The sequence below is a fragment of the Enterobacter dykesii genome (assembly GCF_008364625.2).
Taxonomy (GTDB): Bacteria; Pseudomonadota; Gammaproteobacteria; order Enterobacterales; family Enterobacteriaceae; genus Enterobacter; species Enterobacter dykesii.
Map to the genome: position 1 here is coordinate 117,551 of NZ_CP126604.1, position 25,627 is coordinate 143,177.

Consider the following 25,627-nt stretch of genomic DNA (forward strand, 5'->3'; position numbering starts at 1 on the left):
AGTATGGCTGCCCTTCAGCCATTCACCTTCACAGCGCAGGGGTACGCGTGATTTATGCTGCAAAAACGACAAGAGATGACGTGTCATCTCGTCATGAACTATAGGTTTGGGTAATATGTCCCGAAATTTGCCGAGTCTGGAGAATTGCAATGCGTGGTGATTTTTACAAACAGTTAAACAGCGACCTCGACACCGCACGTGCGGAAGGGTTGTTCAAGGAAGAGCGTATTATCACGTCTGCCCAGCAGGCGGACATCACCGTTGCCGACGGCAGCCATGTGATCAACTTTTGTGCGAACAACTACTTAGGTCTTGCGAATCACCCTGAGCTGATTGCCGCTGCAAAAAACGGCATGGACACCCACGGTTTCGGCATGGCCTCCGTACGCTTTATCTGCGGTACGCAGGACAGCCACAAGCAGCTTGAGCAAAAGCTGGCGAGCTTCCTCGGAATGGAAGACGCGATTCTGTATTCCTCCTGCTTCGACGCCAACGGCGGTCTGTTTGAGACCCTGCTTGGCGCAGAAGATGCGATTATCTCCGACGCCCTGAACCACGCCTCCATCATCGACGGCGTACGCCTGTGTAAAGCGAAGCGTTTCCGCTACGCCAACAACGACATGGTCGAGCTGGAAGCCCGCCTGAAAGAGGCGCGTGAAGCTGGCGCTCGCCACGTGCTGATCGCCACCGACGGCGTGTTCTCCATGGACGGCGTGATCGCCAACCTGAAGGGCGTGTGCGACCTGGCGGATAAATACGACGCGCTGGTGATGGTCGATGACTCTCACGCGGTCGGTTTTGTCGGCGAAAACGGCCGCGGTTCCCACGAATACTGTGACGTGATGGGCCGCGTGGACATCATCACCGGTACGCTGGGCAAAGCGCTCGGCGGTGCGTCCGGCGGCTATACCGCCGCGCGTAAAGAGGTGGTCGAGTGGCTGCGCCAGCGCTCCCGTCCGTATCTGTTCTCCAACTCTCTGGCGCCGGCCATTGTTGCCGCCTCCATCAAGGTACTGGAGATGGTGGAGTCCGGCGCTGAGCTGCGCGATCGCCTGTGGTCCAACGCCCGTCTGTTCCGTGAAAAAATGAGCGCCGCAGGTTTCACCCTGGCCGGTGCTGACCACGCGATCATTCCGGTGATGCTGGGCGATGCGGTCGTCGCGCAGCAGTTTGCCCGCGAACTGCAGAAAGAAGGGATTTACGTCACCGGGTTCTTCTTCCCGGTGGTGCCAAAAGGTCAGGCGCGTATCCGCACCCAGATGTCTGCGGCGCATTCGCCTGAACAAATTGAACGTGCGGTGGAAGCCTTTACCCGCATCGGTAAACAGCTGGGCGTCATTGCCTGAGGACGTGTGATGAAAGCGTTATCCAAACTGAAAGCGGAAGAAGGGATTTGGATGACCGACGTGCCGGAGCCGGAAGTCGGTCATAACGATCTGCTGATCAAAATTCGTAAAACCGCCATCTGCGGTACTGACGTTCACATCTACAACTGGGACCAGTGGTCGCAGAAAACCATTCCGGTACCGATGGTTGTCGGTCACGAATATGTCGGTGAAGTGGTGGGTATCGGCCAGGAAGTGAAAGGCTTCCAGATGGGCGACCGCGTCTCCGGTGAAGGCCATATTACCTGCGGCCACTGCCGTAACTGCCGCGGCGGGCGTACGCACCTGTGCCGTAATACCATTGGCGTGGGCGTAAACCGTCCGGGCTGCTTCGCGGAATACCTGGTGATCCCGGCGTTTAACGCGTTCAAAATCCCGGACAATATCTCTGACGATCTGGCCTCCATCTTCGACCCGTTCGGTAACGCGGTGCACACGGCGCTCTCCTTCGACCTGGTCGGTGAAGACGTGCTGGTCTCCGGCGCGGGCCCAATCGGCATTATGGCGGCAGCCGTGGCGAAGCACGTGGGCGCGCGCAACGTTGTGATCACCGACGTGAACGAATATCGTCTGTCGCTGGCGCGCAAAATGGGCGTGACCCGCGCGGTGGATGTCTCGAAAGAGAGCCTGACCGAAGTGATGGAAGAGCTGGGCATGACCGAAGGTTTTGACGTGGGCCTGGAGATGTCCGGCGCGCCACCGGCGTTCCGCACCATGCTCGACACCATGAACCACGGTGGCCGTATCGCGATGCTGGGTATTCCGCCGTCAGACATGTCTATCGACTGGAACAAAGTCATCTTCAAGGGGCTGTTCATCAAGGGCATCTATGGCCGCGAGATGTTCGAGACCTGGTACAAGATGGCGGCGCTGATCCAGTCCGGTCTGGATCTGTCCCCGATTATTACTCACCGCTTCTCCATCGATGAGTTCCAGCAGGGCTTCGACGCGATGCGTTCCGGCCAGTCAGGGAAAGTGATCCTGAGCTGGGATAAGTAATCAAAAAGGGGCCTGAGGCCCCTTTTTTCATTGCTTCTTTTTCTCTTCGTCCGTCAGGTAGCGCACCTTGCGGGTGTAGTCCTGACCTTTGAACAGCAGTTTGTTATCCGACGATTCAAGATACTTCTGCCATTCGGAGAGAGGGAAACCGCCGTGCGCGCCAATCACCTCTTTCGGTACCACGGCTTCCTGACCGCCGATTTTTTTCGAGACCGGCCAGTTCATCCAGTCACCCAGGTTAACCGTTTTTAAATCCAGCATGTCCAGCAGCGCGGCGAGCGGCAGCTGATCGGTCGGCGGCTGCGTGTCGTCCATCAGCTCCCAGGTATCCTGGAACAGCGTCAGCCACAGCGGGCAGATACGGCGCCAGGTCTTTTTGGTTGCCGCAAGAAACGCGCCGTTAACGTGATCGACCAGATACGGGCGCACCGTCTCCTTGTAATACGCCGGCACTTTCTCCGCTGGCGCACCGTCCAGCTTGGCAATCATTTTGCCCTGACGGAAGCTGGAGTAGATGTGCATATCGGCCATGTTGATCTCGGGCATCTTGAGCAGGTTGAGATCGGAATCGATCATCAATACGCCTTCACCGCGCGCCTGCAGCGGGGCGTTAAGCTTCACCAGACGGCTGAGATAGATCTGCTTATAGCGGTAACTTTCCTCACGAACCGGAAGATTTAGCGTCACAACGCGGGTTTTCGGCGGCAGTACCCCAAAGGCGGATTCAGGCTGATCGCTGACGATGACGATTTCGCTCACCCCGGTGGCATAACGTTCCGCGAAGGTGGCAGAGAGTAATGCTTCTTCGACGAAATCTGCGCCGGTACACGGAATCACAATAGAATCCACCGCAGCAAGCGCGCCCGTCACGGGCAGAGAGCTGTAAGGAATGTTGTGTCGCCCGGTGATATGGCGATAGCGAGCATTAAGAAATTTAAACATAGTTATCTCGTTTGGTTAGTGCGCGCCAAGCACGGCTTCGACACCGCTGACATAGTTTTCGATAGCATAGGTATGACAGACGTTCTGGTATGCAGCCGCAGCCAGTCGAGCCCGCAGCTCCGCGTCTGCCCAGATATTGTCCAGATGCTGTGCAAGCTGTGAAACATCGCTCCAGGGGAAGAGCAGCCCTGTCGAATCATGGTCAATCAATTCCGCCGTGCCGGTCACCTGAGAGCCAATAACGGGGATATTGAGAAGCATCGCTTCCAGAACCACGCGCGGCAGCCCCTCGCTTTTGGAGGCCAGAATAAAGGCGTCAAACGTAGCGAGGTAATCAAATGGGGTATTCTGAAAACCGGTGAAGATGACGCGGGATTCAATTCCCAGCGCTCGGGCCTGTTCTGTTAAAGCGCGGCGTTCGGCACCTTCGCCGACCAGCACCATTTTCCATTTCGCCTCGGGATGCTTCTGGCTGAACTGTGCCAGCGCCGCCAGCGTGTGGTGATTGGCTTTGCGAGGGATTAACGACCCAATACTGCCGAACACAAACGTGTCGTCATCGATGTTCAGGCGCTGGCGCATCGCGCGTCGATCAGGTAAAGGCTGGTGGATGTCGATGGCATTATTGACCGTCGTACACAGTTCGGGCCTGACGCCATGCTGAAGCAACACGCGTTCAACGCCGTGCGAGACGGCGATGATTTTTGTGGCATGGGCATTAACCAGCTTTACCAGCGGCGGGGTCAAAACAGGCTCAATGCGGCAGTGCTGGATCAACCGCGCCTGCAGGTTCGCCGCCGCCAGATAGCCTTCCTCGTTTGAGCCCGGCTGGTTATTCATATAGAGCGTATCGAAACCGCCCTGCGTGAAAAGGGTCTCGATTTTGCTGACGTTAGGCCTGATGCGCCACATGATATCCACGTGACGCGTCAATGCCTTGCGGGCGCTGCGTGAGAAAAACAGCAGGCTACGTCCCGCTTCCTTCAACAATTTGGCCCAGACCGGCTGCGGACGTTGAGGGATCACGATGAGCGGGATGCCGATGCCGTTGAGCACCTGGCCAATCGTCTCACCTTCAGCACGACTATAATCACTGTAAAAACAACAGGTAATATCGAATTTATCGCGATTGATTCGCTTCAGGAGCTCAAGCATACTGTTGGTGCCTCCCCCCCATTCTTTACCCGTATCCAGGAGGAGAATTTTACTTTTGTGCGGCATGTCTGAATCCGTGTGCTACCCTTCACCTGACTGCATTATAAAGAATCTGTTGAAATAAAATAGATTTTTCTATTTTATTGCGCTTCAGGATTAGACAAAATTTCAAGCGTGCTTATTTTAAAAGTGTGAATCAGGACTTTAATCGTCTCTACTCATTTATATAGTATTAATAATATTAATTTAGGCTGCTATTGAGAGTGGGAAAATGTTTAAAATAACGGTCTGCTTATTAACGTTTAATTCTGAAAGATTATTGCACGATGTAATACCGCCTCTTTTGAAAATAGCGGATGAAATTGTCGTGGTCGATTCTGGCAGTACGGACAAAACACGATATATTTGTGAAAGCTTTGGACTGCTACCCGTCTATAAAAAATTTGGCTGGCATGGTGAGCAGATGAACTATGCCATATCCTTAGCCAGCCATGACTGGGTCCTGTGCATCGACAGCGACGAAATACTTGACCAGGAAACGGTGAATGCCGTTTTAACGTTAAAAGCAGGCGATGAGCCTGACCCCGGAATGGCATGGCGAATATGCCGCCACTGGTTTGTTCTGGGTGAAGAAGTCCGGACGATTTATCCTGTTTCATCTCCCGATTATCCTGTGCGTCTTTTTAACCGTAACCAGTCCCGGTTTAATAACAGACCGGTAGACGATCAGGTCGAAGGTTTTCTCCGTTGTGAACGTATTCCGGGTTATGTAAAACATGATACGTTTCCCACGCTGCATGAGCTTTTTAACAAATTAAATTGTTATACAACTCGCCTGGTTCAACATCAAAAAATACGGCCCTCTATTGGGCGCGGCGTAATCAGCGCCATAGGGGCTTTTTTCAAATGGTATCTGTTTAGCGGCGCCTGGCGTAAGGGCAAAGTGGGGGTGGCGACGGGACTGTATGCCACAGCCTATAGCTTTTTGAAGTATTTCAAATCCTGGTATCAGCATCAGAAAAAAAAAGAGCCCGTTGCTAACGAGCATACGGACTCTCAGATTGCGAAATAAGCGTCAGGCTTTCTTACCCCATCCCTGCCACTGCTGCTGGACGTAATTCACCAGCGTACTGTTACTGATGCTGTCTCCGATGACGGAGAAGAAGCGGGTTGCATAGACCGGTTCAAGCGGTTGCTTAGGTACACAGCGCTTCACGCCGCGGAACGGATTACGCGGCGCTGTCGGGACAGGCTGCGCAGAATTTGGTTTAGAGGTATCCACCTGCGGCTCGTTCAGCAGATCGCTCGGACGCACCAGCGAGATATCGGCAGGCAAGGTCGGCAGCATCTGCTGCAGGACGCGAACGGTAGACGGGTGCGGGTGACCGATGGCGATGGCTGAGCCATTGCGGCGGGCCAGCTGTACCGCGCGATTAAACTGCATGCGAATATCGGCTTCGTTCTGGGTATCATCCAGGAACACCTTGCGCTTAATCACCTTTACGCCCGTACCCTGAGCGGCACGCATCGCCTGGCTGTTGCCGATGGTCATGCTGTCGAGGAAGTAGAGGTTGTAACGCTCCAGCGCCTGCATCACTTTGAGCATCCCGTACAGGCTTGATGTCATCGCGCTGCCCATATGGTTGTTCAGCCCTACGGCATACGGCACTTTGTTATAGGCGTCGCGGATGATGCGCTCGATCTCCTCGCTGCTCATGTCCGGGCGCAGGGTGTCTTTTTCCAGCGGCTGCTTGCTGAGCGGGGCCATGGGCAGGTGGATCAGCACCTGATGACCGCTGTTATGGGCTTTGGTCGCCATTTCGCGCGCGTGGGGCGCATTTGGAAGGACGGCGACAGAGATGGCCGACGGCATCGCCAGCACCTGATTTTCATAGTGCGGACGATAACCGAAGTCATCAATCACGATAGCGAGTTTACCTGCGTATACCGGTGCAGCCAGCGCCAGCGCGCTGACGACGGAGAAAACCATTCGACGAAATTGAAGCAAAACTTATCTTCCCAACCACGGCTGTGGATTGACCGCCTGACCCTGGCGACGAATTTCGAAATAGAGTGACGGGCGGCCCTGACCGCCACTGCTGCCCACAAGGGCGATGGGTTGGCCTGCGCGCACCTGCGTGCCGACGCTGACCAGCGCGCTCTGGTTGTAGCCGTAAAGGCTCATATCACCTTTACCGTGTTCGACCACCACCACCAGTCCGTAACCCTGCAGCCAGTCGGCCAGAATCACGCGGCCATCGGCAATGGCTTTTACTTCGCTACCTTCAGACGCACCGATAACTATCCCTTTCCAACGTAGCTCACCCTGCAGCTGTTCGCCATAGCGATGCAGAATTGAACCGCGAACGGGCCAGAAAGCCTGACCGCGAGGAGAGCCCAAACCGCCGGTACGCGACATAAGGGAACGCTCGCTCTCGCTTGGCTTGTAGGTAGTCCCTTTGCGGGAGGCTTCCTGCTGCTTGTCGCGAACGGCCTGCGCCTCGCGAGCCTCTTTTTCGGCGCGCGCTTTCGCCGCCGCTTCCGCACGAGCGATGCTGTTACGCAGTTTTGATTCGTTGGCGCGCATTTCGCTGAGCTGACTCTGACCTTCCTGAATGGAGGATTCAAGGCCGGAAAGGGTTTTCTTACGCTCGTTGCGAGCCTGCTCAAGCTTCGCCTGCTGGGCCTGCTGATCGTAAAGCAGCGTTTGCTGCTGGCTCTGTTTCTCTTCCAGCTCGGCTTTTTGCGTGGAGACCTCTTCGCGCGTCTGCTTCAGCTGCGCGATCGTCTCCTGACGCGCCTGGTTGAGATAGCCAAAGTAGGCCTGCAGGCGCTGGCCGCGCTGGCTCTCTTCGCCGCTGAGGATCAGCTGGAGTCCGGTATGTTCACCCTGGCGGAATGCGGCATCAAGCTGTGCGGCAAGATTGCGCTCCTGCGCATCGCGCTGGCGCTCGAGTTTGGCAATCGACGCGTTCATCTCGTCGATCTGCTTGTTCAACAGAGCGAGGGTGTTTTGCGTTTCACGGAGTTTACGCGCGGCGGCGGAGATCGCCTCTTCCTGCTGCTTAAGCTGGGCGAGGAGGGCAGAGCGCTGCTGCTGCTGTTGGCGTACCGAACGCTCTTTGGCGGCGATATCGGCCTGAATGGATTTCAGCTGGTCGCGGTCATCCGCGTGGGCGGATGCGGCGCACAGCAATACGCCAGCGCTGAGTGCGCTGGCGTAAAACAGAGGTCTGACTGATAACCTAAGCGGCTTCACGACCCATGTGATTGAAAAAATCGCCTTTCCCCTCATGGGGAGCGATTATTCCACGATGAACAGCGGCTTACCAGTCATCTCTTCAGGGATCGGCATACCCATCAGCGACAGCATGGTTGGCGCGATGTCAGAAAGCTTGCCGCCTTCTACTGCTTTCAGTGATTTATCACCCACATAAATCAGCGGAACAGGCAGGTTGGTATGGGCCGTGTGGGCCTGGCCGGTCGCCGGGTCGCGCATCTGTTCAGCGTTACCGTGGTCAGCGGTAATCAGCAACTGGCCGCCGACGGATTCAACCGCTTTCGCAACCTGCTCAACGCAGTGGTCCAGCGCTTCAACCGCCTTCACTGCCGCTTCCATCACCCCGGTATGCCCAACCATGTCGCCGTTCGGGTAGTTACAGATGATGGTGTCGTACTTACCGCTCTCGATAGCCGCAACCAGTTTTTCAGTCAATTCTGCAGAGCTCATTTCTGGCTGCAGATCGTAGGTGGCCACTTTCGGGGAGTTGATCAGAATGCGGTCTTCGCCTTTGAACGGCTCTTCAACGCCGCCGTTAAAGAAGAAGGTCACGTGCGCGTATTTTTCAGTTTCGGAAATACGCAGCTGCGTTTTGTCGTTCTTCGCCATCCACTCGCCGAAGGTATTTGCCAGCGATGCCGGTGGGTAAGCGCAAGGCGCTTTGATGTCTGCGGCGTATTCAGTCAGCTGGATGAAATCGAGTTTCACCACTTTCTTACGGGCAAAACCGTCGAAGTCGCTGTTGACGAAAGCACGGGTAATTTCACGCGCGCGGTCAGCGCGGAAGTTCATGAAGATCAGCGCGTCGCCATCTTCCATGGCGGCGTCGGCCTGGCCTTCAGCGCGAATGACGGACGCTTTGACGAATTCGTCGTTTTCATCACGTGCATAGGCCGCTTCCAGCGCTTCAACGGCGGTCGCGAACTGGAACTCACCTTTTGCCAGGGTCATCAGGTCATAGGCCTGTTCAACGCGATCCCAGCGGTTGTCGCGGTCCATAGCGTAGTAACGGCCAATGATGGACGCTACGCGGCCTTTACCCAGCGCTGCGAATTTCTCTTCGAAGGCCTGCAGAGAGCCTTTTGCGCTGCGTGGTGGCGTATCGCGACCGTCCAGGAAGGCGTGCAGATAGATTTTTTCCGCACCGCGCTCGGCGGCCAGTTCAACCATCGCCATGATGTGATCTTCGTGGCTGTGAACGCCGCCCGCAGAGAGCAGGCCCATGATGTGTACGGCCTTGCCAGCGGCAACGGCTTTATCGACCGCGCCAGACAGCGTTGGGTTGGAGAAGAAGGTGCGTTCTTTGATTTCAACGTCCAGACGCGTCAGATCCTGATACACAATACGCCCGGCGCCCAGGTTTACGTGACCGACTTCGGAGTTGCCCATCTGGCGGTCCGGCAGGCCCACTTCCAGGCCAGACGCGTCAATCAGCGTATGCGGACGTTTCGCCCACAGGGCATCCATGACCGGGGTTTTGGCGTTGAAAATAGCGTTATCCTGGCTATCTTCACGGTAGCCATAGCCATCCAGAATCACCAGTACCATAGGTTTTTTAGAAACCGACATTGCGACAACCTCATGCTCAAGAGTCAAAATTTGCGTAATTTTACTACAGCTGAATCGATCAAATAGCCGCAGAAGATCAAAGAAAGCGCAGGGGCAAGATGTTCACCAGACCATTTTGAGGCATTTTTTTAGGTGGCATGCCGCAGAAAATGGATTAGGTTATGGTCGCTGGCTGTATTTGCCAGAACGCACAGGTATACTCCTGTCCTGGTTTTTTTTATCACTTAGTCGGGAGTAGTTACCCTCCATGCAAGAAATTATGCAATTCGTTAGCCGCCATCCGGTTCTGAGCATCGCGTGGATTGGCCTGCTGGCTGCTGTGCTGTTCACCACATTTAAGAGCCTGACGTCTAAAATTAAGGTTATCACCCGTGGTGAAGCGACACGTCTGATCAACAAAGAAGATGCCGTCGTGGTCGATCTGCGTCAGCGTGACGATTTCCGTAAAGGTCACATCGCGGGCGCAATCAACCTGTTGCCAGCTGAAATCAAAGCGAACAACGTCGGTGAGCTTGAGAAACACAAAGCCCAGCCGATTATCGTTGTCGATGCGACCGGCATGCAGGCACAGGAATCTGCCAGCGCGCTTCATAAAGCAGGCTTCGAAAATGTAACGGTGCTGAAAGAAGGTATTTCCGGCTGGAGCGGGGAAAATCTTCCTTTGGTACGCGGTAAATAAGGAGTTCAGTCATGGCCAATATTGAGATCTATACCAAAGCGACGTGCCCGTTCTGTCATCGTGCGAAAGCGCTGCTGAACAGCAAAGGCGTCACGTTTCAGGAACTGCCGATCGACGGTGACGCGATTAAACGCGAAGAGATGATCAAACGTAGTGGTCGCACGACGGTTCCGCAGATTTTTATTGATGCGCAGCACATTGGCGGCTGTGATGACTTGTATGCGCTCGACGCCCGTGGTGGACTCGATCCGCTGCTGAGCTAAGAGACTTTAGGACAATTAAAAAGGGTATTTCCATGTCAGAACAAAACAACACCGAGATGACTTTCCAGATCCAGCGTATCTACACCAAGGACGTCTCTTTCGAAGCGCCAAATGCGCCACATGTTTTCCAGAAAGACTGGCAGCCAGAGGTTAAACTTGATCTGGATACCGCATCTACCCAGCTGGCAGATGACGTGTATGAAGTCGTGCTGCGTGTGACCGTTACCGCGTCCCTGGGCGAAGAAACTGCATTCCTGTGTGAAGTTCAGCAGGGCGGTATCTTCTCTATCGGCGGTATCGAAGGCAACCAGATGGCGCATTGCCTGGGTGCGTACTGCCCGAACATTCTGTTCCCGTATGCGCGTGAATGCATCACCAGCCTGGTTTCTCGCGGTACATTCCCGCAACTGAACCTTGCGCCAGTTAACTTTGATGCGCTGTTCATGAACTATCTGCAGCAGCAAGCTGGCGAAGGTGCTGAACAACATCAGGATGCCTGATGAGCACTGTTAATGCGTCAATGACTGTGATCGGTGCCGGCTCATACGGCACCGCTCTTGCCATCACGTTGGCAAGAAATGGTCACGATGTGGTCCTCTGGGGCCACGATCCAAAACATATCGCAACGCTGCAACGCGACCGTTGTAACGTGGCGTTTCTTCCGGACGTTCCGTTCCCCGACTCCCTGCACCTTGAAAGCGACCTTGCGACCGCGCTGGCGGCCAGCCGCAACATTCTGATTGTGGTCCCGAGCCATGTATTTGGCGACGTGCTGCGTCAGATTAAGCCGCTGATGCGCCCGGATGCGCGCATTGTCTGGGCGACAAAAGGACTGGAAGCCGAAACCGGACGACTGCTGCAGGACGTCGCCCGCGAAGCGCTGGGTGATGCGATCCCGCTGGCGGTCATCTCCGGCCCGACCTTTGCCAAAGAGCTGGCCGCTGGCCTGCCGACGGCGATTTCGCTGGCCTCCACCGATCGGGCCTTCTCCGACGATCTTCAACAGCTGCTGCACTGCGGCAAGAGCTTCCGCGTCTACAGCAACCCCGATTTTATCGGCGTGCAGCTGGGGGGTGCGGTGAAGAACGTGATTGCGATTGGGGCAGGGATGTCAGACGGCATTGGTTTTGGTGCCAATGCGCGTACGGCGCTGATCACCCGAGGGCTGACCGAGATGTCCCGCCTGGGCGAAGCGCTGGGTGCCGATCCGGCCACCTTTATGGGGATGGCTGGCCTGGGCGATCTGGTGCTGACCTGTACCGACAACCAGTCTCGTAACCGCCGCTTTGGCATGATGCTCGGACAGGGCAGCGATGTTAAAAGCGCGCAGGAGAAGATTGGTCAGGTGGTTGAAGGCTACCGCAATACCAAGGAAGTCCGCGAGTTGGCGCACCGTTTCGGTGTCGAAATGCCAATAACCGAGGAAATTTATCAGGTATTGTATTGCGGAAAAAATGCGCGCGAGGCAGCATTGACCTTATTAGGTCGTGCGCGCAAGGACGAGCGCAGCAGTAACTAGTCGGAACCGTTGTCACCTGAATGACCCAGCCAGCGCAGAACTGGCTGGTCATTAACTATCGTCTGGAGTAAGCAATGCCGTGTGAAGAACTGGATATCGTCTGGAACAATATTAAAGCCGAAGCCCGGGCGCTGGCCGACTGCGAGCCTATGCTGGCCAGTTTCTACCACGCAACGCTACTTAAGCACGAAAACCTCGGCAGTGCGCTGAGCTATATGCTCGCCAACAAGCTGGCTTCCTCGATCATGCCCGCTATCGCTATTCGTGAAGTGGTGGAAGAGGCTTACGCTGCAGACCCGGAAATGATCGCCTCTGCCGCCTGCGATATTCAGGCCGTGCGCACGCGTGACCCGGCGGTCGATAAATATTCTACGCCGCTGCTGTACCTGAAAGGCTTCCACGCCCTGCAGGCTTACCGCATCGGCCACTGGCTGTGGAATGAAGGCCGCCGCGCGCTGGCGATCTTCCTGCAAAACCAGGTTTCCGTGACGTTCCAGGTCGATATTCACCCGGCTGCGAAAATTGGCCGCGGGATCATGCTCGACCACGCCACCGGGATTGTCGTCGGGGAAACGGCGGTCATTGAAGATGACGTCTCGATCCTGCAGTCGGTTACCCTGGGCGGTACCGGTAAAACCAGCGGCGATCGCCATCCGAAAATCCGTGAAGGGGTGATGATTGGCGCGGGTGCCAAAATCCTTGGCAATATCGAAGTCGGGCGCGGCGCGAAGATCGGCGCAGGCTCCGTGGTGCTCCAGCCCGTGCCGCCGCATACCACCGCCGCTGGCGTACCGGCGCGCATTGTCGGTAAACCAGACAGCGATAAGCCGTCCATGGACATGGATCAGCACTTCAACGGCATTCACCATACCTTCGAGTATGGCGACGGCATTTAACTTCTGAGAATGGCGCCCGGATATCCCAGCTGGCGCCAGGCTTCATACACCACCACCGACACCGCGTTCGACAGGTTCATGCTGCGGCTGTCCGGCATCATCGGAATACGGATTTTCTGCTCAGCGGGCAGGGCATCCAGGATCGTGGCCGGCAGGCCGCGGGTTTCCGGGCCAAACATCAGATAGTCACCATCCTGATAGCTTACGGCGCTGTGCGCTGGCGTGCCTTTGGTGGTCAGGGCGAACATGCGCTGCGGCTGCTCGGCTTCCAGAAACGCGGCGTAATCGTGATGGCGAATAACGGCGGTAAATTCATGGTAATCCAGCCCTGCGCGACGCAGGCGTTTGTCGTCCCACGTAAAGCCCATCGGCTCAATGATGTGCAGACGAAAACCGGTGTTGGCGCACAGGCGGATAATATTGCCGGTATTCGGCGGAATTTCTGGTTCGAATAAAACGATGCTAAGCATGCTGCCCCCTTAATTGCGGGGGCAGAATAGCAGAAAAGAGAGGAACTACGCGACGCCGGGTTCCTGCGAGCGGCTGTACAGCATTTTGTAGACGGTTGCCGCCGCGGCCACCAGAGCGGGCACGCTGAGGATCATTAAAATACTGTCTGCCTGCCACTGCATAGCGAGAAGCTGGGCGCTGGTCATGGTTCCCGCCACGCCGCCAAAGCGGCCGATCCCCTGCATCCAGGCGATGCCCGTCGCGCGGCACTCGGTAGGGTAAAAGGTGGCGGCCAGGGTTTGCATGCCCGATTGCGCGCCGTTCATCGCGATCCCCATCAGGAAAATCAGCCCGCCAAATAGAGCGATATGGTTATGCTCAATACCCAGTAAAAGAATAAGGCCCATTGTCAGCACGAAACCACATGCGACCACTTTATGCGCTTCCCAGCGGTCCATCATCCAGCCCGCGAGCAGAATGCCTGCGGTGCCGCCGAAGGTGAACAGTGAGGTGAGCCAGGCGGATTCCGCCAGAGCATAGCCCATCCCCTGCATCAGCGTTGGCATCCAGCTAAGCAGGACGTAGTAAATCACCAGCCCCATAAAATAGGTCACCCACAGCATCAGGGTGCCGGGCAGCCAGGGCATGGAAAAGAGCTGCGACACGCTCCCTTTTTTAGAGGCGAGCTTCTCCTCCGCCAGGAAGAAGCCCGTGACGCTATCCAGCGTGCTGCGGGCGAACCGGCTGGCGATACGGCGGACCTGCATGACGTCTTTCCCGCGCTGCACCAGAAACTTCACGGACTCCGGTAAAAACAGCGCCAGCAGCAGCGTTAAAATCAGCGGCGCAATCGCCCCGGTCAGCAGCACGCTTCGCCAGCCGTGGTGGGGGATAAGCCAGGAAGAGATCGCGCCGCCGCCCGCCGCGCCCAGAGGGAAGCCGCAGTACATGGTGTTAATAGCCATGGCGCGGCAGCGCTGGGGGGCAAACTCGGAGATCAGCGTGATGGCGTTAGGCATTGCGGCACCGAGGCCCAGGCCCGTCAGAAAGCGCCACAGCGTGAGCGTATTCAGACTTTGCGCCCAGGCCGTCCCTAGGCTCGCAAGGCCGAAGAACAGGCACGAAAAAACCAGCACGCGCTTGCGCCCCATCCGGTCCGATACCGGACCGGCAATCAGCGCGCCCAGCGATAGCCCCAGCAGCGCCGCGCTCAGCACCGGACCCAGATCCTGTTTGTGTATCCCCCATTCTGCCGACAGCGTAGGTGCGATGTAACCCATCGCCGCCGTATCAAAACCATCGATCGCCAGAACCAGAAAGCCCAGCACAATGAGCAGCCAGTGAAACCCTGAAAAGGGACTCTCATCGATCACCTGCTGAATATCCACCTTACCTGAATACGCCATACGCTCCCCTCCGATCTGATGTTGTTTTTGTGTTCTTGTATTTGCTTGTCTATACAATTGCGAACGGCAGGTGGATGTCAAATTTTCTTATCCAATATGTTATCTGGATGTTATTTTTGGCGTAAAAAAGCGCCCGAGGGGGAAATCGGGCGCGAGAAAAAGGTGTATTAACGGAGGAGAATTTAGGCCGCGTTTCCCTGAGCAAGTGGCGCCAGCGCCGCCGGTAATTTGCTTAACTCCTGCACCAGAGAATCCTTACTGATTTCGCTAATCGTTCTTGCACCTGTCAGCGTCATCGCCACCTTCATCTCTTTTTCGATCAGGTTGAGCAGATTCGCCACCCCTGCCTGGCCCGCCGTCGCCAGCGCATACAGATACGCGCGCCCCAGCAGCACGCTGTCGGCGCCCAGCGCAATCATACGCACCACGTCCAGCCCGTTGCGGATGCCGCTGTCGGCCAGGATCGCAATATCGCCTTTCACCGCATCGGCGATGGCCGGCAGGGCGCGTGCGGAGGAGAGCACCCCGTCAAGCTGGCGTCCGCCGTGGTTAGAGACCACAATCCCGTCTGCGCCAAAGCGGACCGCATCGCGGGCATCTTCCGGATCGAGGATCCCTTTGATTACCATCGGGCCGTCCCAGAATTCGCGGATCCACTCCAGGTCTTTCCACGAGATCGACGGATCGAAGTTGTTCGCCAGCCAGCCAATGTAATCCTCCAGTCCGGTCGGTTTACCGAGGTATGCCGAGATATTGCCCAGATCGTGCGGACGACCGTGCAGGCCGACATCCCAAGCCCACTGCGGGTGAGTAACCGCCTGCCAGTAGCGGCGGAGCGCAGCATTCGGGCCGCTCATGCCGGAGTGGGCATCACGATAGCGCGCGCCGGGCGTCGGCATATCGACGGTAAAGACCAGCGTGGAGCAACCCGCCGCTTTGGCGCGCTCGAGCGCGTTACGCATAAAGCCGCGATCGCGCAGGACGTACAGCTGGAACCACATCGGGCGCTTGATGGTCGGGGCGACCTCTTCAATCGGGCAGACGGACACGGTGGAAAGCGTAAACGGAATGCCTTTGGCATCCGCCGCGGCGGCAGCCTGCACTTCACCGCGGCGGGCATACATGCCGCATAAGCCTACAGGCGCGAGCGCCACGGGCATGGAAAGCGTTTCGTTGAACAGCTTTGTCTCAAGGCTCAGGTCAGACATATTCTTCAGCACGCGCTGGCGCAGAGCCACCTCCGACAGATCTTCCACGTTGCGGCGCAGGGTGTATTCGGCATACGCCCCGCCGTCGATATAGTGGAACAGGAACGGGGGCAAAATGCGCTGCGCCGCGGCGCGATAGTCACTGGCTGCTGAAATGATCATGCTTTGTTCTCCCTGGAAATATCACTGTCGCCAGGCAGACGGGTAATACGCGCCTGTCGGGCCTGGTCTTCATCGAATCGTTTAATGGTGGTGTGCACGAAACCGAGATGCGCCATCATCGCTTTGCGCGCGGCCTCGGCATCACCGGCCAGAATGGCGTTGAGCACCGCCTCGTGCTGTTCGGTCAGCTGGGCAAACACCGGCGGAACCAGATACATACGCTGGCGGCTCTGCTTCACGGAGGATTGCAGCAGGTCGAAGAACCCGCGCATGGTCTGAAGCAGCACCACGTTGTGCGACGCCTCGGCAATCGCCAGGTGAAAACGGACGTCCGCCTGGGAGGCGATATCCGGGTCGCTGCTTTGCGTGGCCTCAAAGCAGGCGATGAGTTTCTCTTTGTCGGCGTCGGTTGCCCGCATGGCCGCGTGCCAGGCGGTACTGGTTTCGATGGCGTGACGCGCTTCAAGGATGTCGAAGCTGTAGTCCGGGTCGTTCTCCATCAGCGTCTTCAGCGGCTGCACGATGTTTTGCTCGGACCAGTCGTCATGCTGCCAGCGCACAAAGGTGCCGCCGCCGCGACGGCTCACCAGCACGCCTTCGCTGACCAGCGTCGCCAGCGCCTCGCGCAGTGAATTGCGCGAAACGCCAAGCTGGGCGGCAAGCTGGCGTTCGGCGGGCAACTTCATGCCCGCTTCCAGCTGCTGTTCTTCAATCAGCGCCCGCACGCGAGAGGCAATCTCGTCGGACAGGCGTCTGGGCATCACTATCATGGGATCATCCAGGTTAAGACATAGGCCTGCAGGGTGGTGATCACCCCGACCATGCAGGTAAATATCAGGCTGTGTTTCACGGTAAAGCGGAACAGATCCGACTCTTTACCGACCAGTCCCACCGCCGCACAGGCAATGGCGATGGATTGTGGAGAGATCATTTTCCCGGTCACGCCGCCGGTGGTATTCGCGGCCACCAGCAGGACGTCCGACACGCCAATCTGCTGGGCAGCCGTGGCCTGCAGCGCGGCAAACAGGGCGTTAGACGAGGTATCGGAACCGGTCAGGAACACCCCCAGCCAGCCGAGGAACGGCGAGAAGAAGGTGAAGGCGTGGCTGGTATGGGCCAGCGCCAGCGCCAGCGTCGATGACAGGCCGGAGTAGTTCGAGATAAACGCGAACGCCAGCACCATGCCGATGGAGTAAATCGGCAGCATCAGCTCTTTAATGGTCGCCGCAAAGGTCTGCACCGCGGCCGCAGGCTTCATGCGCAGCCACACCACGGAAAGGATAGCGGCAAACAGGATGGCGGTACCGGTGGCGGAGAACCAGTCGAATTTATAGACCGCGGCATACGGCGTAGCGGCGTGCACCACCGGCGGCATACGAGCGACCATTTTGTCGAGGAACGGTACGGAGATGTTAATCACCATGTCGTACAGCGCGCCGCCCGGGGCGAACAGGGCTTTAAACGGCGGGATGCTCCACAGGGTGACCGTTGCGGTCAGGAACAGGAACGGCGACCAGGCGCGGATCACCTGTCCCGCGGTATAGCCCGTACGCGCCAGGGTTTGATCGACCTGCGAGGCGCCCATGTCGGCGAAGCGGAAGATACGCACCGGCTGCCAGCGTTTCAGGAACAGCGTCAGACAGACCAGCGACACCAGCGAGGAGATGATGTCCGGCAGCTCCGGGCCGAGGAAGTTCGAGCTGAGGTACTGGGCAATCGCGAACGAACCGCCCGCCACCATCACCGCAGGCCAGGTCTCCTTCACGCCGCGCCAGCCGTCCATAATCGCCATGATCCAGAACAGGACGATAATGGTCAGGAAGGGCAGCTGGCGGCCAACCATCTGGCCAATCTCGAAGCTGTCCAGCCCGGTGACCTGTCCGGCCACCAGAATTGGAATACCCATCGCGCCAAACGCAACCGGCGCGGTGTTCACAATCAGGCACAGGCCCGCGGCATAGAGCGGGTTAAAGCCCAGACCGACCAGCAGCGCGGCGGTGATCGCCACCGGTGCGCCAAAGCCTGCCGCGCCTTCCAGAAACGCCCCGAAGGAGAAGCCGACAATCAGCATCTGCAGGCGCTGGTCTGGAGTAATGGAGAGAATCGACGAGCGGATTATGTCGAACTGCCCGGTTTTCACCGAGATTTTATAGACAAAGACCGCCGCGATAATGATCCACGCAATCGGCCACAGGCCGTAGAAGAAACCGTAGACAACGGAGGCCAGCGCGCGATCGACCGGCATTTTGTAGAAGAACAGCGCCACCATCAGGGCGATGGCAACGGTATACGTCGCGGCGAGGTAGCCCTTCAGCTTGAGCTTAATCAGCGCAAAGAAGAAGAACAGGATCGGAAGCGATGCGATCAGGCTCGACAGCCAGATATTTCCGGCCGGGTCGTAGTTTTGTTGCCAGAGGCTCATGCAGGTCTCCTGGGGACCAGACAGCCTGCGCTGCGGGTGAGTCTCCGCTCAACTCTGCGTCACAGGTTGTGTAAAAGTGGTCCTGCCAATGTTGTATTGTAGGGTTAATGACAATGAATGGTTAACCAGATGTTATGAGCTAGCAATGGTTTTGTGAGCGGAAATAATGGAATTGTGAACCGGGGAAGGATTGGTTGCGCTATTGGTTGGACCAATTCACACGAAGGGGGAAAAGAGTAGGCCGGGTAAGCGCAGCGCCACCCGGCATGAAATCAGAACGCGGTCTTACAAAAACCCGTCATCTCTTTCAGGCCCATTTCGCGGCCAAGCTCGGTCATCGGGTGAACCACCACCAGACCACGGACGCTTTTCTTCAGCTTGCCCATGTCGGCCTGTTCTTTTTTGGTGATCGCGCGGCGGTGCGGCATGTTCATCAGCTTCAGCGCTTCTTTGCTCAGCTTCTGGCCCTTCACTTCGCGCAGGCGCTCGATTTCTGTTTCCAGCGTGGCGGCTTCTTTTTCCAGCTCGGCGTACTTCTCGGCGGAATCGACCAGTGACAGGCCAGCCATCTGGTGGCGGATCAGATCCAGGCGGTCGCTCAGGCGTTTAATTTCGTTCTTTTCGACTTCTTTCATGACAAATAACTCTGAAAACGGGGAATTTACAGGGAAGGATACACCAATGTGAGCAGGCTTACTTCTGAAACGCTTTTTTTAAGCTGATTCGGGAAATCAGCTCAGTCAGGGAGAGCACCATTGTGGAGCGGACAACCTGTTGATAACGCAGCTTTTGCATCGCGTAGAGCTCAGGGTCGCTGTTGTCAAAATGGGGAGCAGGGGGCAGCGCGCTGACGCAGTGCAGCTCGCCGAAGGGCCCCAGAATTTCATCATCGGTAAAAGTGTACTCGTTACCGTCATGATTGAGCTCTTCGCGCAGCGCCATTAACAGCTCCGCATCTTCATACTCTTGTCGGTTGAGCACGCCAAGACCATAAATCAGCTTCAGACGCACGGATAGATCGCCCAGCGGTCCGTCTCCGTCCAGTAACGGTTCTACAGCATACTTTACCGCGTAGTCGTCTTTGCGAAACACCTGAAGCACCAGGATATTCACCGCCTCGGTTAACAGCTCGACGGCGGCAATCAGGAAGCTTCGTACGGTTTTGCCAGCATTCAGACGCTCAAGCACACGATTTTCAAAGGCCTGGGTTTGTTCCATTATTGCCTGCATATCTGACAATCTATTATTTGGGCGCAGGTTAACCTGCGCCGCACTGTGCATCATTTGGTTGCGTTGTATGCGTTAACCGCCTCCACAACCACGTCGCTGTTGGCGTCCAGACCGGAAATCTGCGCCAGCGCAGCCTGCGCGCCTTTGTCATCAATCAGCTGAGCCAGTTCCTGCGCCTGTGGGTCCTGCTCGCTGCGGTAGTGCATCGCGGCGGCAATTCCTTTCACCAGGTTGGCGTGCGGCAGGCCGTATTCAAGCGTGCCCAGCAGCGGCTTAATCAGACGGTCGCCCGCGCTCAGTTTGCGCAGAGGCTGACGGCCCACGCGCTCAACGTCATCTTTCAGATACGGGTTTTCAAAGCGACCGAGGATTTTCTGGATGTATGCTGCGTGTTTCTCAGCATCAAAACCGTAGCGTTTGATCAGCACCGCGCCGCTCTCTTCCATTGCCCCTTTTACCACCGCGCGGATCTTCTCATCGAGGATCGCGTCACGAATGGTCTGATGACCGGCCAATTTTCCGAGGTACGCGGTTATAGCATGCCCGGTGTTCAGCGTGAAGAGCTTGCGTTCGACAAATGCCATCAGGTTATCGGTTAATTCCATTCCCGGAATGGTCGGCAGCGCGCCTTTAAACTGGGTTTTATCCACGATCCACTCGCTGAAGGTTTCCACGGTCACTTCCAGCGGATCGTTGGTGGCGGATTCAGAAGGTGGGACGATGCGGTCCACGGCGGAATCCACAAAACCCACGTGCGCTTCAACCCAGGCTTTGTCTTCGTCCGCTACAGCGTTAAGAACGTGGCCTTTCAGCTGCGTGGTGCCGCGCACCATGTTTTCACAGGCGATGATATTCAGCGGGGTGTCGATACCCTGCGCTTTACGTTTTGCCAGGCCTTTCGCGACCGCAGGGGCGATGCGCTCAAGCACAACCGGGCCCACGGCGGTGGTGACCAGATCGACGCTGGCGATCAGGTCGATAACGTCTTCGCCGATGCTGCTGACCGCGTTGACGCCGGATACCGTCTCAACCTGTTCGTTTTCGCCCACCACGTGTACCTGATAGCTATGACGCGCATTCAGGGCATCCAGGACCACCTGATTCACATCGGCGAATGTCAGCGTAATGCCCGCGTCTGCCAGCAGTTTACCGATAAAACCACGACCGATATTACCTGCGCCAAAATGTAATGCTTTCATAGTGTTAACCTTCATCAATGTTTTTACCCGAGAGGGCTGGGGTGAGGAACGTTTCCCCTCACCCTAGCCCTCTCCCCCATGGGGGAGAGGGAAGAGAACTTATTTGTTAAGAAGTGCCAGGACTTCTTCCACGCTGGTGGTGCTCGCCAGACGCGCAATGACAGACTCATCGTCCAGCGCGTTGGTCAGGCTGGTAATCACCTGAATGTGCTCGTTGTTGCGAGCGGCGATACCAATCACCAGACGGGCGATGTCATCTTCTTCTTCGCCGAAGCGCACGCCCTGCGGATACTGACAGAATACGACGCCGGTTTTCAGAACGCGATCTTTCGCTTCAACCGTACCGTGCGGCACCGCGATGGATTCGCCCAGGTAGGTTGGCGTCAGTTTTTCGCGTTCCAGCATCGCGTCAACGTATTCAGGCTGAACGTAGCCGCCTTTCACCAGCTGCTCACCGGCAAAGCGAATCGCTTCTTCTTTAGTTGCCGCGGTACGACCGAGGAAGATGTTTTCCGCACCCAGTTTGAACAGGTGGGCATTGCTCTCGTCAAAGCTGTCCTGCAGGCTTGAGCGCACTTTCACTTCATTGTCTTCGTGACGCTGCGCCGCAACCAGACGTTCGGTCAGGCTGGTGTACAGGCCGCTGTCGAGGAAGTTGGTCAGCGAGATGTGCTGCGCCTGCGGCACCTGGCGCATGGCGCGTTCGGTCAGGTCGCGGTGCGTGATAACCAGGTCAACGTCCGGCGGCAGGGTGTTAATGGCGCTGTTGGTGACGGAGATGTTGGTCAGGCCCGCATCCTGCACTTTCTTACGCAGCACGCCTGCACCCATTGCGCTGGAACCCATACCGGCATCACAGGCAACGATGATTTTACGCACGTGGCTCAGGTCGTTAGACACATCGCCAGCCGCCAGCGGGGTTGCGCCTTTGGATTCGGCTTTCATGTCGTGCATACGACGGGTCGCCGCTTCGATGTCATCATCTTCTTTCACTTTGCTGGTTTTCAGCAGGATAGAAGAGACCACGAAGGAGACGGCCATGGCTGCACAGATGGCCGCGATGTTCGCGAAGTACGCCCCTTTTGGCGTCATCGCCAGCACCGCCAGGATAGAACCCGGAGAGGCCGGAGACACCAGACCGCCGCCCAGCACGCTCAGGGTGAACACGCCGGTCATACCGCCAAGGATAACGGCCAGGATCAGACGTGGGTTCATCAGCACGTACGGGAAGTAAATTTCGTGGATACCGCCCAGGAAGTGGATGATTGCCGCACCGCCAGCAGACTGTTTAGCGCTGCCGCGACCAAAGAACATGTACGCCAGCAGTACGCCCATACCCGGACCCGGGTTGGCTTCAATCAGGAAGAAGATAGACTTGCCGAGATCGTGAGACTGCTGAATACCCAACGGCGAGAAGATGCCGTGGTTGATGGCGTTGTTGAGGAACAGGATTTTCGCCGGTTCTACGAAGATAGACGCCAGCGGCAGCATATCGTGCGCAACCATGAAGTTAACGCCTGCCGCCAGAATTTTGGACAGCACTTCAACCGCAGGGCCAATGCCGAGGAACGCCAGAATCGCGAGGATCATCCCGATGATGCCCGCAGAGAAGTTGTTCACCAGCATTTCGAAGCCGGATTTGATCTTACCATCAACCCAGACGTCGAATTTCTTAATCGCCCAGCCGCCCAGAGGACCGGCAATCATTGCACCGAGGAACATCGGCATATCCGCACCGACGATAACCCCCATGGTCGTGATGGCACCCACTACGCCACCACGGTCACCGCCCACCAGTCGACCACCGGTGAAACCGATGAGCAGCGGCAGGAGATAGGTAATCATTGGGCCAACAAGTTTCGCCAGCGTTTCGTTAGGCAACCACCCTGTCGGAATGAACAATGCAGTGATGATACCCCACGCGATAAACGCGCCGATATTTGGCATCACCATGTTGCTGAGGAAACGACCAAAGCTTTGAACTTTGATCTTGAAATCGGATGACATAAAACACCCCTTCTTCTGTTTACGCTTAGGCTTGCGGCCCGAGGTTTATTGTTAATGAGGCGGCAGAGGTAGCCGGGCCCTGTTCTGATGCTGTGAAATCTGGCACTGAATCGTTCAACTGTCCAGATGGCGAAAATTTATGTGACGTGTATCACGTAAATGTAGGGGGTGTGGACATTAATGAGGTGATCTGAATCACAAAATGTATGACTAAAAAAAATACGATGGTGAGAAAAACGACAAAAACCACCCTTTTCTGTGATAGGTGTCACGATTTGATTTTGTGGGTTTATTTCTGGATTGTGACTGATTTCACAAAATATTTTTATGCAGATTTCTCCGGCTGCGATCGGCGGCAAACTCTGCTTCGCGATTCAGCGCCAGGATGATATTGCACGACACGATAAGCTAAAAAACCACTTTTGATGTGTGGTATGGCGAAAAGTTAAAAGGTGGATTACGCTCATATTGTAAGGTTAAGTATATTATTATTCAGGATATATTTTGACACGCTTATAAACTTGCACGGAGATATTATAAAAACCGATACTCCCCGGCTCTGAAATAACCAGTATACCTTATGTATTTTAAAATAAATTAATTAGGTTGCGTACTGTTTTATTAATTCAATGAGTTGACGTTGTTTAAGTGAGGAGAATATGTTTCTCAACTATTTCGCGCTGGGCGTATTGATTTTTGTATTTCTGGTTCTCTTTTACGGAATCATCGCCATCCATGACATTCCTTATAATATGGCCAAAAAGCGAAACCATCCGCATGCCGATGCGATTCACACGGCAGGGTGGATTAGCCTGTTTACGCTCCATGCCATCTGGCCGTTCCTGTGGATATGGGCCACGCTGTACCGTGAAGATCGCGGCTGGGGGATGCAAAACCACATCACCAAGCCTGATGAGGTTCCGGGCATGGATGCGCTGGCCAAACGCGTGGCCGAATTAGAACAAAAGCTGGCCGCGGTACAGCCCGCTGCTGATAAAAACACGCTGGAGCGCTAATCATGGATCTGTTGATTATTTTGACCTACGTGGCATTTGCCTGGGCCATCTTTAAAATATTTCGTATTCCGGTAAACCAGTGGACGCTTGCCACCGCGACATTAGGCGGGGTATTTATTGTTGCCGGACTTATTCTGTTAATGAACTATAACCATCCGTACACCTTTACGGCGCAAAAGGCGGTTATTTCTATTCCGATTACGCCGCAGGTGACCGGTGTGGTCAGTGAAGTCACCGATAAAAATAACCAGCTTATTAAAAAAGGCGAAGTGTTATTTAAGCTGGATCCAGGCCGCTACCAGGCGCGCGTCGACAGACTCCAGGCCGACCTGGTGACCGCGACGCATAATATCGACAATCTGAAAGCGCAGCTTTCGGAAGCGGTCGCCAATACCACCCGCGTATCGGCTGAACGCGATCGTCTGTTTAAAGATTATCAGCGCTACCTGAAAGGCAGCCAGGCGAAGGTGAATCCGTTTTCTGAAAGCGATATCGACAACGCGCGCCAAAATTATCTCGCGCAGGATGCGATGGTGAAAGGCTCCGTTGCCGAACAGACGCAGATTCAAAGCCAACTGGACAGCATGGTGAACGGCGAGCAGTCGCAGATTGCCTCCTTACGCGCGCAGCTTGCCGAAGCGAAATACAACCTGGATCAGACCGTGGTCCGTGCGCCAAGCGATGGTTACATCACCCAGGTGCTGATCCGTCCGGGGACGTACGCCGCCGCGCTGCCGCTGCGTCCGGTGATGGTCTTTATTCCTGAACAGAAGCGTCAGATTGTGGCCCAGTTCCGTCAGAACTCGCTGCTGCGTCTGAAGCCAGGCGATGAAGCGGAAGTGGTGTTTAACGCGCTGCCGGGCCAGGTGTTCTCCGGTAAGCTCACCGCGATTCTGCCTGTGGTGCCGGGAGGAACCTATCAGGCGCAGGGCGCGCTGCAGTCTCTGACGGTCACACCGGGTACGGATGGCGTGCAGGCCATCATAGAGCTGAGTCCTGACACTGAAGTCGATGCGCTGCCGGACGGTATCTATGCCCAGGTGGCGGTCTACTCGGACCATTTCGCCCACGTCTCGGTGATGCGTAAAGTATTGCTGCGCATGACCAGCTGGATGCACTACCTCTATCTCGATCACTAATCCTTCCTGGGCAGGAATACGACACGCATACCTGCCCTTTTTTCATCGCTTGATCCATACTGACTTTTTTCCGGCATCAAGGATCAGGCAATGAAACTCATCGGTAGCTACACCAGTCCCTTCGTGCGAAAAATCTCGATTCTCCTGCTGGAGAAAGGGATTGAATTTGAATTCGTGAATGAACAGCCCTACAACGCTGAAAACGGCGTCGCGCAGTACAACCCGCTGGGGAAAGTCCCGGCGCTGGTGACGGACGAGGGCGAATACTGGTTCGATTCCCCGATTATTGCGGAGTATATCGAGCTGTTGGGCGTTGCCCCGGCAATGCTGCCGGCTGACCCAAAGGCGGCGCTGGCGATGAAGCAAATTGAAGCCCTGGCCGATGGCATTATGGATGCGGCGTTAACCTCCGTGCGTGAACAGGCAAGGCCCGCTGCCCAGCAGTCGGAAACGGAACTGTTACGCCAGCGGGAAAAAATCAGCCGCAGCCTGGACAGGTGCGAACAGCTTATCCGGGAAGGAAAGATTCAAACCGACAGCCTGAACCTGGGGACCATCGCCATCGCCTGCGCCATTGGCTATCTTAACTTCCGCCGCGTCTCCCCGGGCTGGTGCGTCGACCGTCCGCTGCTGGTGAAGCTTGCAGACACGCTGTTTAGCCGCGAGAGCTTTGCCCGTACCGAACCGCCAAAGGCTTGATG

General features: G+C 56.2%; 25 protein-coding genes. 11 read left to right on the forward strand and 14 right to left on the reverse strand.

Going from position 1 to position 25,627, the window contains the following annotated elements:
- Window positions 1-149 precede the first annotated feature (149 nt).
- Complete coding sequence (kbl, locus tag F0320_RS00530; RefSeq protein WP_048996487.1) at window positions 150-1,346, forward strand: glycine C-acetyltransferase; 1,197 nt, start codon at window positions 150-152, stop codon at window positions 1,344-1,346.
- Window positions 1,347-1,355: 9 nt separating this feature from the next.
- Entirely contained in the window at window positions 1,356-2,384 is a 1,029-nt protein-coding gene (gene tdh, locus F0320_RS00535) for an L-threonine 3-dehydrogenase (protein ID WP_126330447.1), read from the forward strand.
- Between the two features lie 27 nt (window positions 2,385-2,411).
- Here tdh and F0320_RS00540 read toward each other — a convergent pair whose 3' ends face one another.
- Both F0320_RS00540 and F0320_RS00545 read right to left on the reverse strand, forming a co-directional pair.
- Complete coding sequence (locus F0320_RS00540; RefSeq protein ID WP_126330449.1) at window positions 2,412-3,326, reverse strand: hypothetical protein; 915 nt, start codon at window positions 3,324-3,326, stop codon at window positions 2,412-2,414.
- Window positions 3,327-3,341: 15 nt separating this feature from the next.
- Complete coding sequence (locus tag F0320_RS00545; RefSeq protein ID WP_126330451.1) at window positions 3,342-4,547, reverse strand: glycosyltransferase; 1,206 nt, start codon at window positions 4,545-4,547, stop codon at window positions 3,342-3,344.
- Window positions 4,548-4,752: 205 nt separating this feature from the next.
- Between F0320_RS00545 and F0320_RS00550 the strand changes: the two genes are divergently transcribed.
- Window positions 4,753-5,553, forward strand: a complete 801-nt coding sequence (locus tag F0320_RS00550; protein WP_126330453.1) for a glycosyltransferase family 2 protein — start codon at window positions 4,753-4,755, stop codon at window positions 5,551-5,553.
- Window positions 5,554-5,556: 3 nt separating this feature from the next.
- Here the strand turns inward: F0320_RS00550 and F0320_RS00555 are convergent, their stop codons facing one another.
- From F0320_RS00555 to gpmM, 3 genes are read right to left on the reverse strand one after another with little or no spacing between them, the layout of a single operon-like run.
- Window positions 5,557-6,489, reverse strand: a complete 933-nt coding sequence (locus tag F0320_RS00555) for a divergent polysaccharide deacetylase family protein (RefSeq protein WP_126330454.1) — start codon at window positions 6,487-6,489, stop codon at window positions 5,557-5,559.
- Window positions 6,490-6,492: 3 nt separating this feature from the next.
- Window positions 6,493-7,752 carry a murein hydrolase activator EnvC gene (gene envC / locus F0320_RS00560; RefSeq protein WP_233443245.1) on the reverse strand — a complete coding sequence of 420 codons (1,260 nt, stop codon included), beginning with the start codon at window positions 7,750-7,752 and terminating at the stop codon, window positions 6,493-6,495.
- 33 nt (window positions 7,753-7,785) lie between these two features.
- The gene (gpmM, locus tag F0320_RS00565) at window positions 7,786-9,330 is read right to left on the reverse strand and encodes a 2,3-bisphosphoglycerate-independent phosphoglycerate mutase (RefSeq protein ID WP_047646700.1); all 1,545 of its coding nucleotides are present in this window, start codon (window positions 9,328-9,330) and stop codon (window positions 7,786-7,788) included.
- A gap of 247 nt (window positions 9,331-9,577) precedes the next feature.
- Between gpmM and F0320_RS00570 the strand changes: the two genes are divergently transcribed.
- From F0320_RS00570 to cysE, 5 genes are all read left to right on the forward strand, one after another.
- Window positions 9,578-10,009, forward strand: a complete 432-nt coding sequence (locus F0320_RS00570) for a rhodanese-like domain-containing protein (protein ID WP_023309913.1) — start codon at window positions 9,578-9,580, stop codon at window positions 10,007-10,009.
- Window positions 10,010-10,020: 11 nt separating this feature from the next.
- The gene (gene grxC / locus F0320_RS00575) at window positions 10,021-10,272 is read left to right on the forward strand and encodes a glutaredoxin 3 (RefSeq protein ID WP_023309914.1); all 252 of its coding nucleotides are present in this window, start codon (window positions 10,021-10,023) and stop codon (window positions 10,270-10,272) included.
- A 32-nt stretch (window positions 10,273-10,304) separates the two neighbouring features.
- Window positions 10,305-10,772, forward strand: a complete 468-nt coding sequence (gene secB / locus F0320_RS00580; RefSeq protein ID WP_003860835.1) for a protein-export chaperone SecB — start codon at window positions 10,305-10,307, stop codon at window positions 10,770-10,772.
- A complete protein-coding gene (gene gpsA, locus F0320_RS00585) occupies window positions 10,772-11,791 on the forward strand; it encodes an NAD(P)H-dependent glycerol-3-phosphate dehydrogenase (RefSeq protein WP_126330459.1) in 1,020 nt (339 codons plus the stop codon). The genes secB and gpsA overlap by 1 nt, the downstream gene beginning before the upstream one ends.
- A 74-nt stretch (window positions 11,792-11,865) precedes the next feature.
- Window positions 11,866-12,687 (forward strand): serine O-acetyltransferase, encoded by an 822-nt coding sequence (cysE, locus tag F0320_RS00590; protein WP_008502718.1) that lies wholly within the window; start codon window positions 11,866-11,868, stop codon window positions 12,685-12,687.
- Here the strand turns inward: cysE and trmL are convergent.
- The 9 genes from trmL to F0320_RS00635 all read right to left on the reverse strand — a co-directional run bounded on the left by trmL (window position 12,684) and on the right by F0320_RS00635 (window position 22,771).
- Window positions 12,684-13,157 carry a tRNA (uridine(34)/cytosine(34)/5-carboxymethylaminomethyluridine(34)-2'-O)-methyltransferase TrmL gene (gene trmL / locus F0320_RS00595; RefSeq protein WP_126330461.1) on the reverse strand — a complete coding sequence of 158 codons (474 nt, stop codon included), beginning with the start codon at window positions 13,155-13,157 and terminating at the stop codon, window positions 12,684-12,686. The genes cysE and trmL overlap by 4 nt on opposite strands.
- A gap of 45 nt (window positions 13,158-13,202) precedes the next feature.
- Window positions 13,203-14,543, reverse strand: a complete 1,341-nt coding sequence (locus F0320_RS00600; RefSeq protein ID WP_126330463.1) for an MFS transporter — start codon at window positions 14,541-14,543, stop codon at window positions 13,203-13,205.
- 182 nt (window positions 14,544-14,725) lie between these two features.
- On the reverse strand, window positions 14,726-15,913 hold the full coding sequence (gene lldD, locus F0320_RS00605; protein WP_047651772.1) for an FMN-dependent L-lactate dehydrogenase LldD: 1,188 nt from the start codon (window positions 15,911-15,913) through the stop codon (window positions 14,726-14,728).
- Entirely contained in the window at window positions 15,910-16,683 is a 774-nt protein-coding gene (gene lldR / locus F0320_RS00610; RefSeq protein WP_023294814.1) for a transcriptional regulator LldR, read from the reverse strand. Before lldR ends, lldD begins: the two co-directional genes overlap by 4 nt.
- Window positions 16,680-18,335, reverse strand: coding sequence for an L-lactate permease (gene lldP, locus F0320_RS00615; protein WP_032650757.1), 1,656 nt, complete (start codon window positions 18,333-18,335; stop codon window positions 16,680-16,682). Before lldP ends, lldR begins: the two co-directional genes overlap by 4 nt.
- A 272-nt stretch (window positions 18,336-18,607) precedes the next feature.
- On the reverse strand, window positions 18,608-18,970 hold the full coding sequence (locus F0320_RS00620) for a YibL family ribosome-associated protein (protein ID WP_126330465.1): 363 nt from the start codon (window positions 18,968-18,970) through the stop codon (window positions 18,608-18,610).
- Window positions 18,971-19,028: 58 nt separating this feature from the next.
- On the reverse strand, window positions 19,029-19,619 hold the full coding sequence (gene mtlR / locus F0320_RS00625; RefSeq protein WP_126330467.1) for a mannitol operon repressor MtlR: 591 nt from the start codon (window positions 19,617-19,619) through the stop codon (window positions 19,029-19,031).
- Window positions 19,616-20,764, reverse strand: a complete 1,149-nt coding sequence (gene mtlD, locus F0320_RS00630; protein WP_126330470.1) for a mannitol-1-phosphate 5-dehydrogenase — start codon at window positions 20,762-20,764, stop codon at window positions 19,616-19,618. Before mtlD ends, mtlR begins: the two co-directional genes overlap by 4 nt.
- A gap of 99 nt (window positions 20,765-20,863) precedes the next feature.
- Window positions 20,864-22,771: a PTS mannitol transporter subunit IICBA gene (locus F0320_RS00635; RefSeq protein WP_126330472.1), complete on the reverse strand. Its 1,908-nt coding sequence runs from the start codon at window positions 22,769-22,771 to the stop codon at window positions 20,864-20,866.
- Window positions 22,772-23,430: 659 nt separating this feature from the next.
- Between F0320_RS00635 and F0320_RS00640 the strand changes: the two genes are divergently transcribed.
- The 3 genes from F0320_RS00640 to F0320_RS00650 all read left to right on the forward strand — a co-directional run bounded on the left by F0320_RS00640 (window position 23,431) and on the right by F0320_RS00650 (window position 25,625).
- Entirely contained in the window at window positions 23,431-23,787 is a 357-nt protein-coding gene (locus F0320_RS00640) for a DUF3302 domain-containing protein (RefSeq protein ID WP_023334046.1), read from the forward strand.
- A 2-nt stretch (window positions 23,788-23,789) separates the two neighbouring features.
- Window positions 23,790-24,926, forward strand: coding sequence for an HlyD family secretion protein (locus tag F0320_RS00645; protein ID WP_149323940.1), 1,137 nt, complete (start codon window positions 23,790-23,792; stop codon window positions 24,924-24,926).
- Window positions 24,927-25,016: 90 nt separating this feature from the next.
- On the forward strand, window positions 25,017-25,625 hold the full coding sequence (locus tag F0320_RS00650; protein ID WP_047651767.1) for a glutathione S-transferase: 609 nt from the start codon (window positions 25,017-25,019) through the stop codon (window positions 25,623-25,625).
- The last annotated feature ends 2 nt before the right edge of the window (window positions 25,626-25,627 follow it).